This is a genomic window from Georgenia daeguensis (assembly GCF_039537705.1).
GTDB lineage: Bacteria > Actinomycetota > Actinomycetes > Actinomycetales > Actinomycetaceae > Georgenia > Georgenia daeguensis.
In genome coordinates, this window is the sequence record NZ_BAABBA010000097.1 from 1 (window position 1) to 646 (window position 646).

Consider the following 646-nt stretch of genomic DNA (forward strand, 5'->3'; position numbering starts at 1 on the left):
GGTCGGGCGGGTGGACCGGGAGGGTGCCGCGGTGGTCGACGCGGAACTGGAACCGGTTGGGGCTGGTCCACAGGTAGGACCCGGGCATCACGATGTCGTAGCGCCATCGGGAGTGGGTCTTCGCGCGGTGGTGGCGCCTGCAGAGCGGAACTTCGTTGCACGGACAGGTCACGCCACCCTCGCCGTAGGGGCGGTGGTGGTCGATGTCGCAGCGTTGTGCGGGTCGGGTGCAGTGCGGGAACCGGCAGCTGTGGTCGCGCAGGGCGACGCGGGTCTTGTGTCGGTCGGGGATCTCGTAGGAGTCGACGGGACGTGGTCGGCCAGGTCGATGACCGGGCGCACGATGATCGTGGTGTCCTTCGCGCGCAGCCACTCGCGGATCTGGGCGGTGCTGATCGGGCAGCGGCCCTCTTCCCACCGGCCCACGGGATTCGCGAACGGGTTCGGGTCGTCGAGGCGGCTGGTGTCGGTGAGGTGGACGTTCAACACAACCTTGCGGCCCGGCACGGTGTGCCCGGTGGTTGAGGTGCGAGCGCCAGTCCCGGTGGTTGAGGTGCGAGCGCCAGCGAGCCTCGAAACCCCCGGGCCCCCCGGACCCTCCAGGTCCTCCGGGATGAGCAAGTCGAGCGCGAGGTCCTGTCGGGCC

Annotated in this window: 1 pseudogene; it reads right to left on the reverse strand. The window is 70.3% G+C overall.

From position 1 onward, the window contains the following. Positions 1-168 precede the first annotated feature (168 nt). Positions 169-646 (reverse strand): annotated as a pseudogene (locus tag ABD774_RS21570) (hypothetical protein); the annotation flags it as partial.